At 67.2% G+C, this 15,714-nt stretch carries 14 protein-coding genes; 3 read left to right on the forward strand and 11 right to left on the reverse strand.

Features of this window, described 5'->3' with window-relative positions; translation table 11 throughout:
- Positions 1 to 11: 11 nt before the first annotated feature.
- Entirely contained in the window at positions 12 to 524 is a 513-nt protein-coding gene (locus ACOZHM_RS02475) for a DUF1249 domain-containing protein (protein WP_421567353.1), read from the reverse strand.
- A 149-nt stretch (positions 525 to 673) separates the two neighbouring features.
- Positions 674 to 1,495 (reverse strand): posphoenolpyruvate synthetase regulatory kinase/phosphorylase PpsR, encoded by an 822-nt coding sequence (ppsR, locus tag ACOZHM_RS02480; RefSeq protein WP_421567354.1) that lies wholly within the window; start codon positions 1,493 to 1,495, stop codon positions 674 to 676.
- Between the two features lie 144 nt (positions 1,496 to 1,639).
- On the opposite strand from ppsR, the gene ppsA reads away from it, so the two are divergent.
- Entirely contained in the window at positions 1,640 to 4,018 is a 2,379-nt protein-coding gene (gene ppsA / locus ACOZHM_RS02485) for a phosphoenolpyruvate synthase (RefSeq protein ID WP_421567355.1), read from the forward strand.
- Positions 4,019 to 4,272: 254 nt separating this feature from the next.
- Here ppsA and ACOZHM_RS02490 read toward each other — a convergent pair whose 3' ends face one another.
- The 9 genes from ACOZHM_RS02490 to ACOZHM_RS02530 all read right to left on the reverse strand — a co-directional run bounded on the left by ACOZHM_RS02490 (position 4,273) and on the right by ACOZHM_RS02530 (position 13,931).
- A complete protein-coding gene (locus ACOZHM_RS02490; protein WP_421567356.1) occupies positions 4,273 to 5,385 on the reverse strand; it encodes an alkene reductase in 1,113 nt (370 codons plus the stop codon).
- A gap of 146 nt (positions 5,386 to 5,531) precedes the next feature.
- Positions 5,532 to 6,401: an EcsC family protein gene (locus ACOZHM_RS02495; RefSeq protein ID WP_421567357.1), complete on the reverse strand. Its 870-nt coding sequence runs from the start codon at positions 6,399 to 6,401 to the stop codon at positions 5,532 to 5,534.
- A gap of 108 nt (positions 6,402 to 6,509) precedes the next feature.
- A complete protein-coding gene (orn, locus tag ACOZHM_RS02500) occupies positions 6,510 to 7,082 on the reverse strand; it encodes an oligoribonuclease (RefSeq protein WP_421567358.1) in 573 nt (190 codons plus the stop codon).
- Positions 7,083 to 7,194: 112 nt separating this feature from the next.
- Positions 7,195 to 7,725, reverse strand: coding sequence for a tRNA adenosine(34) deaminase TadA (gene tadA / locus ACOZHM_RS02505; RefSeq protein ID WP_421567359.1), 531 nt, complete (start codon positions 7,723 to 7,725; stop codon positions 7,195 to 7,197).
- Complete coding sequence (mntR, locus tag ACOZHM_RS02510) at positions 7,718 to 8,176, reverse strand: manganese-binding transcriptional regulator MntR (RefSeq protein WP_421567360.1); 459 nt, start codon at positions 8,174 to 8,176, stop codon at positions 7,718 to 7,720. The genes tadA and mntR overlap by 8 nt, the downstream gene beginning before the upstream one ends.
- Positions 8,177 to 8,303: 127 nt before the next feature.
- A complete protein-coding gene (locus ACOZHM_RS02515; protein WP_421567361.1) occupies positions 8,304 to 9,419 on the reverse strand; it encodes a hybrid sensor histidine kinase/response regulator in 1,116 nt (371 codons plus the stop codon).
- Positions 9,416 to 10,000, reverse strand: coding sequence for a chemotaxis protein CheB (locus ACOZHM_RS02520; RefSeq protein WP_421567362.1), 585 nt, complete (start codon positions 9,998 to 10,000; stop codon positions 9,416 to 9,418). The genes ACOZHM_RS02515 and ACOZHM_RS02520 overlap by 4 nt, the downstream gene beginning before the upstream one ends.
- Positions 9,997 to 10,845 carry a CheR family methyltransferase gene (locus ACOZHM_RS02525; protein ID WP_421567363.1) on the reverse strand — a complete coding sequence of 283 codons (849 nt, stop codon included), beginning with the start codon at positions 10,843 to 10,845 and terminating at the stop codon, positions 9,997 to 9,999. Before ACOZHM_RS02525 ends, ACOZHM_RS02520 begins: the two co-directional genes overlap by 4 nt.
- A complete protein-coding gene (locus ACOZHM_RS02530) occupies positions 10,818 to 13,931 on the reverse strand; it encodes a response regulator (RefSeq protein ID WP_421567364.1) in 3,114 nt (1,037 codons plus the stop codon). Before ACOZHM_RS02530 ends, ACOZHM_RS02525 begins: the two co-directional genes overlap by 28 nt.
- A 157-nt stretch (positions 13,932 to 14,088) precedes the next feature.
- Here ACOZHM_RS02530 and ACOZHM_RS02535 point away from each other — a divergent pair, with 157 nt between their 5' ends.
- Both ACOZHM_RS02535 and ACOZHM_RS02540 read left to right on the forward strand, forming a co-directional pair.
- Positions 14,089 to 15,246: a two-component system sensor histidine kinase NtrB gene (locus ACOZHM_RS02535; RefSeq protein ID WP_421567365.1), complete on the forward strand. Its 1,158-nt coding sequence runs from the start codon at positions 14,089 to 14,091 to the stop codon at positions 15,244 to 15,246.
- The gene (locus ACOZHM_RS02540; protein WP_421567366.1) at positions 15,239 to 15,607 is read left to right on the forward strand and encodes a response regulator; all 369 of its coding nucleotides are present in this window, start codon (positions 15,239 to 15,241) and stop codon (positions 15,605 to 15,607) included. Before ACOZHM_RS02535 ends, ACOZHM_RS02540 begins: the two co-directional genes overlap by 8 nt.
- Positions 15,608 to 15,714 lie beyond the last annotated feature (107 nt).

Here is a 15,714-nt window from a genome sequence, read left to right on the forward strand (position 1 = left end):
GGCCGGGTCGCTCAGCCGGTCACGCGGGCGCGACGGGTGTCGGCCGGGGCCGGCAGCGCGTCGCCATCGCGGCGCAGGGTGGCCACGCCGTGGCCGCGCTCGGCCAGGTATTCCAGCCACTTGCCCAGGAAGGTGTTCATGCGCATGCGGTGGCTGATCAGCTCGGCCGGCGGCGGGTACATGCCCACCACGTCCTGCCAGCGGCGGCCCACGTAGCAGTGGGTGGTCTCGGCCTGGCGCGCATCGCGGTACAGCCGCACGTAGGCCGACGGGTCCGGCTGCCCGGTGACCGGGTCGGCGAAATCGTAGGTCAGGCGCAGCTCCACGGTGTAGCGGTGGCACTCGATGACGTCCAGGCGCACATCCAGCCCGTCGCCGACGGAGGACACGTAGCTGCCCGGCACCAGCTCGGCCGGCGCGAACAGCCGCACCAGGTGCTGGTAGTTCTCCGCGTACAGCCCCATCAGCCAGCTCAGGCGGCTGAGCCGGGGGATGCGTTCGATGCGGGGCGATGCCTGGGCCATGTCTCGATCCTACACCAGCGTCATCGCATGCGCGCTGACGCCCCACGCTTTGCTGCGCAAAACGCGGGCCCCGCTTACCAGCACCCACACCCCCGCCGCTTCGCGGCCGCCCCCTGACTCAGGGGGCTCTCCACCCGATCGCGTATCGGTCAATACAACTCGCGCTGCAGCCCCAAGGTGGTCAGCACCTTGCTCGAGATCTCCTCGATCGAGGTGTGCGTGGTGCTCAGGGTGGGAATGCGCTCCATCCGGAACATGGTCTCGGCGGCGGCGACCTCGCGCCGGCAGGTCTCCAGGTTGGCATAGCGCGAGTTGGGACGGCGCTCCTGGCGGATCTGCTGCAGGCGGTCCGGGTCGATGGTCAGCCCGAACAGCTTCTTGCGGTAGGGCCGCAGCCGGGCCGGCAGGCGGTCCTGCTCCAGGTCCTCGTCGGTCAACGGGTAATTGGCCGCCCGCACCCCGTAATGCAGGGCCAGGTAGATGCAGGTGGGGGTCTTGCCCGCGCGCGACACCGCCACCAGGATCACGTCGGCATCGTCGTAATTGATGGCGATTCCGTCATCGTGGGTCAGCGCAAAGTTCATCGCGTTGATGCGCCGGTGGTAGGTCTCGAAGTCGACCATGCCGTGCGCCTGGCCCACCCGGGAATGGCGGTTGACCTCCAGTTCGCGCTCCAGCGGCTCGATGAAGGGGGCGAACACGTCCAGCATCAGCCCGCCGCTCTCGGCCAGGATCATGCTCAGGCCGCTGTCCACGCAGGAACTGACCACAATCGGCCGGACCTGGTAGCGCTCCCCCGCCGCACGGATCCTTTCACAGGCTTCCCGGGCCTTTTCCGGGTCGTCGATGAACGACATTCGATCGGTAATGAAGCTGAACCCGGAGAACTGGGTCAGGAGGCTATGCCCAATGGTTTCAGCGGTGATACCGGTTCCATCGGACACGTAGAACACCGGACGGATCGTCGACATGCGTCTTTTAACCCCTCTGAAGCTTAAAAAGGCCGTCGATACAAGCTTGTGCCAACGGCGGTCTGCCCGGCATCATATCGGCTTCTTCCTACGGACGTGGCCATCCAAGCCCGCCTCGGGCGATGGCCAAACGGAGCATCGCGCTTGAACGAGAATATCCTGTGGTTGCACGAACTGCGCTTGGCCGACCTGGCCCGCGTAGGCGGCAAGAATTCGTCGCTGGGCGAAATGATCGGCAATCTTGCCGGGCTGGGGGTGTCCGTCCCCGGCGGTTACGCAACCACCGCTGAAGCCTTCAAGGACTTCATCGCGCACAACGGCCTGTCCAAGCGCATCTTCGACAAGCTGGCCACGCTGGACGTGGAAGACGTTGCCGCACTGACCGTTGCCGGCAAGGAAATCCGCGGCTGGGTGATCGACGCCCCGCTGCAGCCGCAGCTGGACCAGGACATCCGCAGCGCCTACAAGCAGCTGTGCGACGAGAACGGCGGCGGCGACGTGGCCGTGGCGGTGCGCTCCTCGGCCACCGCCGAAGACCTGCCCGACGCGTCCTTCGCCGGCCAGCAGGAGACCTTCCTCAATGTGACCGGTGCCGACGATGTCGTGCACAAGGTCAAGGAAGTGTTTGCCTCGCTGTACAACGACCGTGCCATCGCCTACCGCGTGCACCACGGCTTCAAGCACGAAGACGTGTTCCTGTCCTCGGGCGTGCAGCTGATGGTGCGTTCGGGCGTGGGTTCGTCGGGCGTGCTGTTCACGCTGGACACCGAATCCGGTTTCCGCGACGTGGTGTTCGTGACCTCCAGCTTCGGCCTGGGCGAAATGGTCGTGCAGGGCGCGGTCAACCCCGACGAGTTCTACGTCTACAAGCCCACGCTGAACGCCGGCAAGCCCGCGATCCTGCGCCGCTCGCTGGGCAGCAAGGCGATCCGCATGGTGTATTCGGACGTGCCCGGTGAGCGCGTGCGCATCGAAGACACCCCGGTCGAGATCCGCAACACGTTCTCGATCAGCGACGAGGACGTGCAGGAACTCTCGAAGCAGGCGCTGATCATCGAAAAGCATTACGGCCGCCCGATGGATATCGAGTGGGCCAAGGACGGGGTGAGCGGCAAGCTGTTCATCGTGCAGGCGCGTCCGGAAACGGTGAAGTCGCGTGGCCACGCCACCCAGATCGAACGCTTCGCGCTGAACCAGAAGGACGGCAAGGTGTTGGCCGAAGGCCGCGCGGTGGGTGCCAAGATCGGCGCCGGCGTGGCCCGCGTGGTCAAGTCGCTGGACGACATGGCCCGCGTGCAGCCCGGCGATGTGCTGATTGCGGACATGACCGATCCCGATTGGGAGCCGGTGATGAAGCGCGCCTCGGCCATCGTGACCAACCGCGGCGGCCGTACCTGCCACGCGGCGATCATCGCGCGTGAGCTGGGCGTGCCGGCGGTGGTCGGCTCGGGCAACGCCACGCAGGTGCTGAAGGACGGCCAGGAAGTGACCGTCAGCTGCGCCGAAGGCGATACCGGCTTCATCTACGAAGGCATTCTGGACTTCGAGCGCACTACGACGGATCTGGGCAATATGCCGCCGGCGCCGCTGAAGATCATGATGAACGTGGCCAACCCGGAACGTGCCTTCGATTTCGGCCAGCTGCCGAACGCCGGCATCGGCCTGGCGCGCCTGGAGATGATTATTGCCAGCCACATCGGCATCCATCCGAACGCGCTGCTGGAATACGACCGCCAGGATGCGGCGACGAAGAAGAAGATCGACGAGAAGATCGCCGGTTACGCCGATCCGGTCAGTTTCTACGTGAACCGCCTGGCCGAAGGCATCGCGACGCTGACGGCGTCGGTGGCGCCGAACCCGGTGATCGTGCGCCTGTCGGACTTCAAGTCCAACGAGTACGCGAACCTGATCGGCGGCAGCAACTACGAGCCGCACGAAGAGAACCCGATGATCGGCTTCCGCGGCGCCAGCCGTTATGTGGACCCGAGCTTCTCGGCCGCGTTCGCGCTGGAGTGCAAGGCGGTGCTCCGCGTGCGCAATGAGATGGGCCTGGACAATCTGTGGGTGATGATTCCGTTCGTGCGCACGCTGGAAGAAGGCCGCAAGGTCATCGAGGTGCTGGAACAGAATGGTCTGAAGCAGGGCGAGAACGGCCTGAAGATCATCATGATGTGCGAGGTGCCGTCCAATGCGCTGCTCGCCGATGAGTTCCTGGAGATCTTCGACGGCTTCTCGATCGGTTCGAACGATCTGACCCAGCTGACGCTGGGCCTGGACCGCGATTCGTCGATCGTGGCGCACCTGTTCGACGAGCGGAACCCGGCGGTGAAGAAGCTGCTCTCGATGGCGATCAAGTCGGCACGCGCGAAGGGCAAGTACGTCGGCATCTGCGGCCAGGGCCCGTCCGACCATCCGGATCTGGCCGAATGGCTGATGCAGGAAGGGATCGAGTCGGTGTCGCTGAACCCGGACACGGTGGTGGATACCTGGCTGCGGTTGGCCAAGTTGAAGGCCAAGGGCTGATAACGATAAAACCCCGCTTCGGCGGGGTTTTTTTTCGACTGCGAACGTATCGGGTTTGGGCCGGCGGCGGTGGGGTTGCGGGGGACGCCGTGAACCCGTCCTTGGGGGCTTGGTCGCGGCATCCATGCCGCTCACACCCCCGCAACCCCACCCCCGCCGACCCTTCGACGCGTTATCGGTGAGTCACCAAGAATCAACATCGTAGAGACACGCCATGCGTGTCCGCCTTCCGTTCCGGCACCAGAAGTACGTGATTACGCCTCGACTGCTTCTGCTGTCGGGTAATCGGTGAATCCGGCTTCTGCTCCGCCAAAGAACGTCGTTTTGTCCGGCGCGTTCAACTCAAGACCCTGCTGCAGGCGGGCCGGCAGGTCGGGGTTGGCGATGAAGGGGCGGCCGAAACCGATGAGGTCCGCCCAGCCCTTGGACAGCGCTTCCTCGGCGCGCTCGACGGTGTACTTGCCGGCATAGATCAGGGTGCCGCGATAGATGATGCGCAACGCTTCCTTGAACGCCACCGGCATGACGGGGGCATCGTCCCAGTCGGCTTCGGCGATGTGCAGGTAGGCCACGCCGATGCTGTCGAGGAGATGCGCCGCCGCGAGATAGGTGGCCTGCGGGGTGTCGTCGACGGCGCCCTGCAGGGTGGTCAGCGGCGCCAGGCGTACGCCGACGCGGTCGGCGCCGACTTCGGCGGCGACGGCTTCGGCCACTTCGCGCAGGAAGCGCAGCCGGTTCTGCAGGGCGCCGCCGTAGGCGTCGGTGCGCTGGTTGGCCTGCGAGTCGATGAACTGGTTGATGAGGTAGCCGTTGGCGCCGTGCAGTTCGACGCCGTCAAAACCGGCGTCGATGGCGCGGCGGGCGGCCTTGGCGTAGTCGCGCACGATCTGCGGGATTTCGGCGATGTCCAGGGCGCGTGGCATTGAGTGCTGGACCATCTCCCCTACCCCGCCCTGCGGGCCGGTGCCGGCCACGTCGACGAATACCTTTACGCCGTCGGCCTGCAGGGCCGAGGACGAGACCGGTGCTGCGCCGTTCGGCTGCAGGTCTACGTGGGAGACCCGGCCCACGTGCCAGAGCTGGGCGAAGATGCGGCCGCCGGCGGCGTGCACGGCGTCGGTCACGCGGCGCCAGCCGGCGACCTGGGCGTCGTCGTGGATGCCCGGGGTCCAGGCGTAGCCCTGGCCCTGCGGGCTGATCTGGGTGCCTTCACTGACGATGAGGCCGGCGCTTGCGCGCTGGGCGTAGTAGTCGGCCATGAGCGGGGTGGCGACGTTGCCGGCGGCGGCGCGCGAGCGGGTCATCGGCGGCATGACGATGCGGTTGGGCAGGGTCAGCGCGCCGAGGCGGTAGGGGGTGAAGAGCATGGGGAAATCCTTGCTGGAAGTCTGGGGCAAGGATGGGGATCGGGCGGGTGTTCAAACAGGCCTGTGAGAGCAAAACAGTTGTTCCGCGGCTGCAACGATGGGCGGCAACCCGCGGTTGGACCGCCAGGGACACGCGTGGCGTGTCGTTACGATTCCTGGCCGGCCAGCATGTTGTAGGCGGCTCGGACGGTTTCGTAGCCGTACTGGCGCTCCAGCCGGCGCACGATGAAGTGGCCACGCGCCATGTCCTGGTAGTAGTTGGTGAACATGGTGTTGAGCGTGGCGCCCGCGACCGCGCCGATGATCGGCACGGCCTGCGCGGCGAATTTCTCGGTCACGACCACGCCGAAGCGCGCGGCTACCTTCTCCACGATCTTGGCCAGCCATTTGCCGGCCTCCTTCGGGGTCAGGCCGATCATCACCCCGCCGCCGCCGACCGCGGCTCCCGCCAGTTCGGCCGACAGGTGCCGCATCACTTCGGCGGTGAAGCCTCGGGTGATGTAGTAGCCCGTCTCGCTGGCATCGTCCTCACCCGAGTTTCCGCCCAGGGCGAACACTTCCAGGCAGGCGTGGCGGGTGGCCATCTCGCGCAGGTCGAAGCCCTCGCTGCGCGCCACGTCGGCCACGGAGCGCATCATGATGGTGGTCGATACCGGCAGTTCCAGGAACAAGGCGGTGAAGCCGAAGGCGCCGCCGACCGCACCGGTGGTGGCCGCCGCCAGCTTGTGCCAGCGGGTGGACGCGGCCTTGCCGGGGGTGTTGTCCATGCTCCACAGCGCGGCCTGCGCCGACTTGAACAGCGCGCCCTCGACCGCGCCGTGGATCCGACGCGAGACCGACTGCGGAAGCTTCTTCACGGCAAACTCCAGCGGCGAACCGATGAGGTTGGCCATCCGCGCGGTCATCGTGGGCGATTCCAGCAGGCTCACCGCCCGCTGAAGGTCGGCCCAGTCCTGCGAGGTGGGCAGGATCTGCGATTCCAGTGGCGGCGGCACGATACGGACGATATGGCTCATGCCCGGATCATAACCGCCTCGTGTTGAACAGGTCGTTGTGTCGTTGCCGACTCGGGACCACGCGGATCTGAAAGGTTCATGAGGCCCGGCCAACGGCCGGCGCTACCGTCAGGCGACGGGCAGACCGGCCAGCTGGCCCATGAACTGCCGGTAATGGCGCAGTTCGGCAATCGAATCGTGCACATCGCTCAGCGCGGTGTGGCTGGCGGTCTTGCCGACGCCGGCCGCGACCGACGGCGCCCAGCGCTTGGCCAGTTCCTTCACGGTGGAGACGTCCAGGTTGCGGTAGTGGAAGTACTTCTCCAGCCGCGGCATTTCACGGTGCAGGAAGCGCCGGTCCTGGCAGATCGAGTTGCCGCACATCGGCGAGGCGCCCGCCTTGATCCACTGCGCCAGGAAATTCACGGTGGCGGCCTCGGCCTGGCCGAGGGTGACCTGGCTGTCGACCACGCGCTGCCACAGGCCCGAACGGCGATGCTGGTTGCGGTTCCACTCGTCCATGGCTTCCAGGCGCTCCACCGGGTGGTGGATGGCGAACTCCGGGCCTTCGGCCAGCACGTTCAACTGCGCGTCGGTGACGACGGTGGCGATCTCGATGATCGCGTCATTGTCGGTATCCAGACCGGTCATTTCCAGGTCGATCCAGATCAGTCGTTCGCCTTCTGCGCCGTTGTCCGCCATGTCTTGCCCTTGTGCAGGGGCCGGCGTCGCAACGCCGGCCTGGTGTGTAGGCCGCCATGATACCGCCTTGGCGGTGCGCGACCGTCGTAAAAAAGGCTGTCGCGTGGCGTGGCTATTCCGGCAGCAGCAGCGGCTTGCCGCGCTTGGCCCGGAAGTAGTTGGTCAGCCGCGTGCTGGCCTGTTTGGCCAGAACACCGCCGTGAACTTCCACGCGGTGGTTGTGGCGCGCATCGCCCAGCAGGTCGAACACGCTCCCACAGGCGCCGGTCTTGGGATCGCTGGCCGCATACACCAGCCGCGCGACCCGCGCATGCACCACCGCCATCGCGCACATCGCGCACGGTTCCAGGGTCACGTAAAGCGTGCTGCCCAGCAGCCGATGGTTGGCCAGTGCCCTGCCCGCCTGGCGCATCGCCACGATCTCGGCGTGCGCACTGGGGTCATGGTCGGCGATGTTGAGGTTCCAGCCCTCGCCCAGCACGCTGCCATCGGCGGCGACCAGCACCGCGCCGACCGGAATCTCGTTGAACTCGCGCTCGGCGCGTTCGGCCAGCTGCAGCGCGTGATGCATCCAGTGCTCGTCCTGGTCGTGGACCGGCACGCCCAGCGACGGCGGCAGCGGCGGCGGCAGGCGTTCAACCATGGCCATTGGCCTTGCGCACGAACGCCTCGAATGCGGCCAGGGTCGCCTCGCTGACGTGATGCTCGATGCCCTCGGCGTCGCGGCGGGCCGAATCGGCGTCCACGCCCAGCGCCAGCAGGAAGCGCTCCACGGTCTGGTGGCGCGCCCGCATCTCCACCGCCAGCTGTTCGCCGGCCGGGGTCAGGAACACGCCCCGGTAGGGCCGCTGCACCGCCCAGCCTTCCTTCACGAGACGTTTGAGCGCCTTGGCCACGGTCGGCTGCGCGACCCCAAGCCGGGTCGCGATGTCCACCTGCCGGGCCTCACGGCCGTCGGCGATAAGATCGGCGATCAGCTCGACATAATCTTCCACCAGCTCCGAACGGCGCGCCTCGCGCACCTGCACGAACCCCTCGACGTGCACCTGGGCATCGATCAGCGGGGTCGGCGTCTTGCGGCTGGCGGGGGTCATGAGGGCTCCGGCGTACAGCTGCCGATGGCGCGCACCGGCAGCAGGGCACCCAGTTTACCGTAGTGACGGGCCATGCCCGTCTCTCGGTTGGGCCATGCCCGTCTGCTGTCGGCGGGGCCAGCCCCGCTCAGCGCACCCGCCGCTGCAGCCGGGTCTCGAACACGACTTCCGCGTCCAGATTGCGTGCCGACAGGGTTCCACCATGCGCCCGCGCGAACTCGTGGGCAATGAACAGGCCCAGGCCCAGCCCACGGCTGTCGTGGAAGCTGGCCTTGAACGGCTCGAACAGGCGCGGCATCAGCGCGTCGGGAATCTGCCCGTCGTTGCGCACCTGCAGCGACAGCGATTCGGCGGACACGCCGTGCACCCACACCTTTACCGGCGCATTGCCACCATGCAGCACGGCATTGCCGACCAGGTTGGAGAGCAGCTGCGCGAGCCGGTCCGGATCGCCCTGCAGCCGCGTGTCGCCTTCCACGTGCAGCTCGATCCGTGCCTGCGGATGCGCGCGGCCGATCTCGGCCACCACCGCGCCGGCCACCTCGGCCAGGTCGCATTCGCCGGGCTGGATGCGCAGGCCGCCGCTGCGGATGCGCGAGAAGTCGAGCAGCTGCTCCACCATCCGCGCCATGCGCTGCGCGCTGTTCTCCAGGTGCACCAGGGTCTGCTGGACAGACGGCTCTTCCGGCAGGTCCAGCGACAGCTTGTCCGCACACAGCAGGATCGCCGACAGCGGCGTGCGCAGGTCGTGGGTCAGCACTGCCATCATCGTTTCATTGAGCGTCAGTGCCCGCTCCAGCGCCTGGTTGCGCGCCTTGAGCAACTGCTTCTGCTGGTAGAGCTCGATGAACACGTTGACCTTGCTCAGGATCACGTGCGGTTCGATCGGCTTGTGCAGGAAATCCACCGCCCCGCTCTCGTAGCCCTTGAAGGCGCGCACGGGATCGTTCGGCGAGGCGGTCAGGAAGATGATCGGCACATCGCGGCTGCGCTGCGAGCCGCGCATCAGCTCGGCCAGCGAGAAGCCGTCAATCTCCGGCATGTGCACGTCGAGCAGCGCCAGCGCCACTTCATGTTCAAGCAGCAGCTCCAGCGCCTCGGCGCCGGAGGCGGCGCACAGGATGTCCAGTCCGTCGCGGCGCAGCAGCGCTTCCATCGCCACCAGGTTCTGCGGCACGTCATCGACGATGAGCAGGTTCACGCGCTCGGTGACTGGCGTAGTGGTGGGCTCGATAAGGTTCATCGGGTAAGGCCTTTCATGCGCGAGCATAGGGAGGTAAGCGTCAGCACCGCATCGGCGCCGGCATGGGCCAGCGCAGCCGCTGGCATGATCGGGGAAAACGCATCATCGGGGCATTGGATCCAGGCCTGGCCGCCTGCAGTGCGCACGGCGGCCACGCCGGCGCTGCCATCGTTGCTGGCCCCGGTCAGCAGGATTGCCAGCACGCCACTGCCGAACGACTCCGCCGCGCTCTCGAACAAGGGATCGATCGCGGGGCGCGAATACAGGACCGGCGGGTCTACCGACAGCGCCAGGCTGTGGCGGTCCTCCACCAGCAGGTGGTAATCCGGCGGCGCGAAGGTGACCGTGCCAGGCACCAGCGGTTGCTTATCCTCGGCTTCGCGCACCGGCAACGGGCAGCGCACGTCCAGCAGGTCGACGATCCGGCTGGGGCGGTCGCGCGGCAGGTGCAGCACCACCAGCACCGGCATCGGCAGGTCGGCCGGCAGCGCGGCCAGCAGTTCCTGCAGCGCGCTCACGCCGCCGGCCGAGGCACCGACCACGATCAGCTCGAATGCGGGCTGCACGCTGGCCTCGCTCATGCCAGCTTCCGGTACACGCGCTGCTCGCGCGCGCAGGCTTCGAACGCGTCGGCATGCTCGCCGAACTGCAGCGATTCCTTGCTGCCCAGGCCCAGGAAGCCCCGGTGCACCAGCGCCTCATGGAACAGGCCGATGGCGCGGTCCTGCAGGGCGCGCTGGAAGTAGATCAGCACATTGCGGCACGACACCAGATGCACCTCGGAGAACACCGTGTCGGTGGCCAGGCTGTGGTCGGCGAACACGATGTTGCGCTTGAGCCGCCGGTCGAACACCACGCTGCCGTAGCCGGCGCTGTAGTAATCCGACAATGAGCCGCTGCCGCCGGCCTCCAGGTAGTTGCGGCTGAACTGGGCCATCCGCTCCAGAGCGAACGCGCCGGTCTCGGCCGCTTCCAGCGCCTCCGGATTGATGTCGGTGGCGTAGATGATGGCGCGGTCGAGCAGCCCCTCTTCCTGCAGCAGGATGGCCAGCGACCACACTTCCTCGCCCGTGCTGCAGCCGGCGATCCACAGTTTGATCGACGGATAGGTGCGCAGGACCGGAATCACGTGCTCGCGCAGCATGCGGAAGTACGCCGGGTCACGGAACATTTCCGAGACCTGCACGGTGAAGTACTGCATCGCCAGCGCGAACGTCTCCGGTTCATGCAGCAGCCGGTGCTGCAGCGCGCCCATGGTGTCGCAGTCGAAGCGGGCCATGGCATGGCGCATGCGCCGCCGCAGCGACGCCAGCGCGTAGTCGCGGAAGTCGTAGTGGTAACGCTGGTACACCGCCTCCAGCAGCAGGCGCAGCTCCAGGTCGAAGAGCTCGGCCTCGTTCATCGGCGCGAGCACCACACGCGGCACAGCGAGACCAGCTTGTCCACGTCGATCGGCTTGGCGATGTAGTCGTTGGCACCGGCCTGCAGGCAATGCTCGCGGTCATCGGGCATGGCCTTGGCGGTCAACGCAATGATCGGCAGGTCGCGCCAACGGTTGTCGCGGCGGATCTCGCGCATCGCGGTCAGCCCGTCCATCTCCGGCATCATGATGTCCATCAGCACCAGGTCGATGTCCGGGCGCAGCTTGTCCAGCGCCTCGCGGCCGTTGCGCGCGATCTCCAGCTTCACGCCCAGCGGCTCCAGCACGCTCGACAGCGCGAAGATGTTGCGCACGTCGTCCTCGGCCAGCAGCACCGTGCGCCCGTCCAGCACCGCGTCGCGACGCCGTGCTTCGCGCAGCAGGCGCTGCTGGTCGCTGGGCAGCGAGGCCTCTACGCTGTGCAGGAACAGCGTCACTTCGTCCAGCAGGCGCTCGGGCGAGCGCGCGCCCTTGATGATGATGCTCTTGGAATAGCGGCGCAGGCGCTGCTCTTCGTCGCGGGTCAAGGCGCGACCGGTGTAGACGATGACCGGCGGGAACGCCACGGCATCGTTGCCGGCCATGTGTTCGAGCAGGTCATAGCCGGTGCCGTCCGGCAGCGCCAGGTCGGTGACCATGCAGTCGAAGGTGGAACTGCCCAGTTCGGCCATCGCCTCGGCGATGGTGCCCACGCCGGTGATCTCCAGCTGGTCGCGGCCGAGCAGCAGTTGCAGGTTGGAGCGCAGCGCGCTGTCGTCCTCGACGATCAGCAGGCGGCGCACGTCGCGCTCGCTGGTGGCTTCCAGCTGCTGGATCGCCTCGACCAGCCGCTCGCGCGTGGCCGGCTTGATCACATACCCGATCGCGCCCAGCTCCATCGCCACCTGCGAGCGTTCCAGGCCGGACACCACGTGCACCGGAATATGCCGGGTAGCAGGATCGCGCTTCAGCCGCTCCAGCACGCTCAGGCCCGACACATCGGGCAGCCCGATGTCGAGCAGAATGCCGTTCGGGCGCAGCTCGGTGGCCAGCGACAGCGCTTCCTCGGCGGTCTGGGCCACCACGCAGTCGAAGTCCAGCTCGTGCGCCATGGTGACCAGTGCCTCGGCGAAGGTCACGTCGTCTTCCACGACCAGGATCATCCGGCCGGCGCGGCTGCGACGCCCACGATCATCGGCCACGCGCGTTGCCTGCAACGGCGCGGCGGCGGCATGCGCCGAACCGAACACCGCCGCCGGTGCCTGCGCCTGGGCCTGCGCCACGGCGGTGTTCGCCGCCGGTGCCGCACGCACATCCGGCGAAGCCGCCGGCGGTGCCGATGCCGCCACCAATGGGAGCTCCAGGGTGAAGCAGCTGCCGCGGCCCGGCTCGCTGCTCACCGAAATGCTGCCGCCCATGCGCGCGGCCAGGTCGCGCGAGATCGACAGCCCCAGGCCCGTGCCGCCGTAGCGCCGGCGCGTGCTTCCATCGGCCTGGCGGAAGGCCTCGAAGATCACCTCGGTCTGCGCGTGCGCGATCCCGATACCGGTATCGGTCACGGCGAAGCGGATCCGCCCTGCCCCCGCGCCACTGACCACCAGCGCCACGCTGCCGTGTTCGGTGAACTTGACCGCGTTGGCCAGCAGGTTCTTCAGGATCTGCTGCAGGCGCTGGCTGTCGGCCACCAGCTGGGTCGGCGCGTCGGCCTCGGCGTGGATGCGCAGGGCCAGGCCCTTCTGTGCGGCGAGCGGCTCGAAGGTATCCTTGAGGCGCTGCAGCACACTGGAGACCGCCAGGTTTTCCTCGGACAGTTCGACATGCCCCGCCTCGATCCGCGACAGGTCCAGGATGTCGTTGATCAGCGCCAGCAGATCGTTGTTGGACGAATGGATGGCCTGCGCGTACTTGACCTGTTCGGCGGTCAGCGTGCCGTCCTTGTTGTCCGACAGCAGCTTGGCCAGGATCAGCGAGCTGTTCAGCGGGGTGCGCAACTCGTGCGACATGTTGGCCAGGAACTCGGACTTGTACCGCGAGCTGGCCTCCAGCTCCTTGCTGTTCTGCACCAGCTGCCCTTGTGCCAGCAGCAGCGCCTGCTGGCGCGATTCCAGCTCATGGGTGCGCTCTTCAAGCTGCACGTTGGTCTGTTCCAGCTCGGCCTGCTGCTGCTCCAGGTTCGCCTGCGAATGCAGCAGGCTGCGGCTCTGCTCTTCCAGTTCCTCGTTGGCCACGCGCAGCTCTTCCTGCTGGGTCTGCAGCTCCTCGCTCTGGCGCTGGGTCTCCTCCAGCAGCTCCACCAGCTGGGCGCGCAGCAGCGCGGTGCGCATCGCCACGCCGAGTGGTTCGGCGCACTGCGTCAACAGCCCCAGTTCCAGCGCACGCGCGGGCGATGCGCCGGCACGGCCCAGCTCCACCAGGCCCACCACCACGCCATCGGCCGTCACCGGCCCGAGCAGGCGCTGGTGCACCGGGGTGCGGCCCAGCGCGGTCTCGATCTGCAGCACGCTGTCGCTTTCCTCCAACCGACGCGGCTCGCCCAGCCGGACCACCTCGCCCCACTGCCCGGCGGCCGTCGGCAGCGACTCGGGCAGGTTCGGTGGCAGCGCCGCGCCGCCCACCAGCACCAGGCGCTCGCCCTGCAGGCGGTACAGCGCGCCCACGTCGGCGTTCAGGCGCGCGCACAGGCTGCGCAGGGCTTCATTGGCCAGCGTGCGCGGCTCCGGGTCCCCGCGCAGGCTCACCGTCACTGCGTTCTCGCCTTCCTGCAGCCACAGCGCGTCGGCGGCGGTGCGGCGTGCCTGAATCGCCTTGATCACGGTCAGCGCCATCAGCAGGAAGCACACCCCGCCGATGCTGCGGTTGACGAAGGAGAAGGCAGAATTGGTGCTGGCCGGGGCCACGTTGTAGCCCACCGCCAGCAGGACGCATGACACGACCGCAACCAGCAGCGGCACCTCCAGCCGGCGCTGGAACAGGGTGATGCCCACCGCCATGAAGTAGGTCAGCCAGACCGCGTAGCCCAGCGGCACCACCAGCTCAAGGGCCAGGGTAAAGCCCATGAGCGCGGCCGAGGCAAGCCATATCCAGCGGTCGCGAGCAGTCGGCGCAGCATTCATGCACACAGTTCCAGCCTGAAAAGGGGTTCGATGGTAACCGAAGCGTGAATTGGGGCGTTATACGACAGATGGCGGCCCGTTCAGACCAATTCTTGACACTATCTTCACATCCTGACTCCTACGGTTCAGCCCCTTACAGGGGAGTACAACCGCCGCCGTGGTCCAGGCCGTCACCGACATCGCGCCGCTCGCTGATGATCGTCTGCAGTTGCAGCTGTTGATCGATCACGTTTCCGACCACGCGATTTACCTGCTCGACGCCGAAGGCTGTATCCGCAGTTGGAATCGCGGCTGTGAGCGGGTAAAGGGCTACACCGCCCTGGAAGTCCTTGGCCAGCACGTCGGGCTGTTCTATGCCCCCGAGGAGCGCGCCCACGGCGTGCCCGAGCGCACCCTGGCCCAAGCCACCGAGGACGGCCGTTACGTCGGCGAAGGCTGGCGGGTGCGGCGCAGCGGCGAGCGCTTCCGCGCCAGCGAGGTCATCGAGGCGGTGCGTGAGAACGGCGCCCTGCTCGGCTTCGTCAAGGTCACCCAGGACATCACCGAGCGGTATCACGCCCAGCGCCTGCTACAGGACGCCCAGCGCGCCCGCGAGCAGCTGCAGCAGTTCGAAGGCGTGGGCCGGCTCACCCGCGGCCTGGCGCACGAATTCAACAACCTGCTGACCACCATCGGCAACGCCCTGGACCTGATCGCGCTGCGCCCCGGCGCGGATGCGCGGACCCGTGAGCTGGCCGAGCTGGCCCAGGCCGCCGCCGACCGGGGCTCGCTGCTGACCCGGCAGCTGCTGGCCTTCTCCGCCGACCAGACCCTGGTGCGCGAACCGCTGCAGATCGCACGGCTGTTCCAGGAGGAGCTGCCGGTCCTGCAGCGGGCCTGCCCCGCCAACATTCTGCTGCGTCTGGAAGTGCCTTTCGACCTACCGCAGATCACCACCGATGGCGTACAGTTGCATACCGCCGTATTGAACCTGCTGCTCAACAGCTGCGAAGCGATGCCACGGGGCGGCACGATCACGATCACCGCCCGCGTCGAGCAGCGTCTCGCACCGGACCTGGCCCATCCCACGCAGCGCCGCTACGTCGCCATCGCGGTGACCGACGATGGCGAGGGCATGCCACCGGAAATCGCCGAGCGCGCCAGCGAACCGTTCTTCACCACCAAGGAAGTCGGCAAGGGCAGCGGTCTCGGCCTGAGCCAGGTGTTCGGCTTCGTGTCCCAGTGCGACGGTTTCGTCGATGTACAGACCGCGCCCGGGCGCGGCACCACCGTTCGTTTGTTGTTACCTGCCATTGAGGAAGTCGAGCATGTCTGAGCCCCTTCGCGTGTTGATGGTCGAAGACCAGCAGGACCTGCGCGAGTTGATCGGCCAGGCGTTGCAGGACTTCGGCATCGAGATCCATACCGCCGACGACGGCCCCACCGCGCTGCGCCTGATCCAGGAAGCCGGCGGTTTCGACGTCGTATTCAGTGACATCAGCATGCCCAACGGCATGAGTGGCGTGGAACTCAGCGAACACGTGGCCGCCGCACTGCCCAATGCACGCATGATCCTGGCTTCCGGCTATGCGCGCTCGCAGCTGCCGCCGTTGCCTGAACACGTGGAATTCCTGCCCAAGCCGTATCGGCTACGCCAGTTGGTGGCCCTGCTGCAGGCGCCGGCCCCGGCGCACTGACTCCCACTACGGGTGTGAACGCTTCACACCTGAACGAACGACTTCACATCGACTCCCCGGTACCGGGCAGATAGTGGTCGCGTACTCCGTATGACAGGACGCACGGA

It is taken from the genome of Stenotrophomonas sp. PD6 (genome assembly GCF_049199305.1).
Classification (GTDB): domain Bacteria; phylum Pseudomonadota; class Gammaproteobacteria; order Xanthomonadales; family Xanthomonadaceae; genus Stenotrophomonas.